Genomic DNA, 768 nt, shown 5'->3' on the forward strand with positions numbered 1-768 from the left:
GCACCGCCATGGAGGACGCGGGAAGCCCGGTGGCGGACGCATGGAGGTCGCTGGGCGTCACGGACCCCGAGCGGGTGCGCCGGGCCGCGCAGGAGATGCTCACCGGACCCGAGCCGGTCACCGCGATCTTCACCGGCAACAACCGGGTGACGGTCACGGTGATCCGGGTGCTGGCCGGACACGCCCGTCCGGTCGCCCTGGTCGGCTTCGACGACATCGAGCTGGCCGATCTGCTGCAGCCCGGTGTCACGGTCGTCGCGCAGGACGCCGCCGCCCTCGGCCGGACCGCCGCCGAGCGGCTGTTCCGCCAGCTGGACGGGACGCTGATCGCCCCGGAGCGCATCGAGCTGCCGACCCGGCTGATCACCCGCGGCTCGGGCGAGCTGCCCCCGGCGGACTGAGCGGGGCGAGGCCGATGGAGGACCGTACGCTGCGGGCGCTGGGGCTGGACGTGGTGCCGCGCGAGCATCCGCTGGAGTATCCGGGCGCCTGGCCGCGCGAGTCGGGGCTGCTCGACGGGGACCGGCTGATGCCGCTGGACCGGTGGGCGTTCGAGGACCGGGTGCCGGTGATCTCGATCGGCTCCAACGCCTGTCCCGCGCAACTGCGCCACAAGCTGGCCGAGTCGGGGATCGCCTCCCCGCTGCCCATGGTGCGGGCCCGGGTGTCGGGCATCGGCATCGGCGTCTCGGCGCACGTGAGCCTCGCCGGCTACGTCTCCAACTCCCCCGTGGCGACGCCGAAGCGGGTGAGCGAGCTGTTCGTGCT

The 768-nt window shown here is 74.1% G+C and carries 1 protein-coding gene and 1 pseudogene; both read left to right on the plus strand.

What is annotated here, in order from left to right; genetic code table 11:
- A partial coding sequence (locus LPA54_RS33720) for a substrate-binding domain-containing protein (RefSeq protein ID WP_228984511.1) occupies positions 1-401 on the plus strand: 401 nt, incomplete at its 5' end.
- Positions 402-415: 14 nt separating this feature from the next.
- A pseudogene (locus LPA54_RS33725) lies at positions 416-768 on the plus strand (hypothetical protein); the annotation flags it as partial.

The organism is Streptomyces sp. DH12 (assembly GCF_020873895.1).
GTDB lineage: Bacteria > Actinomycetota > Actinomycetes > Streptomycetales > Streptomycetaceae > Streptomyces.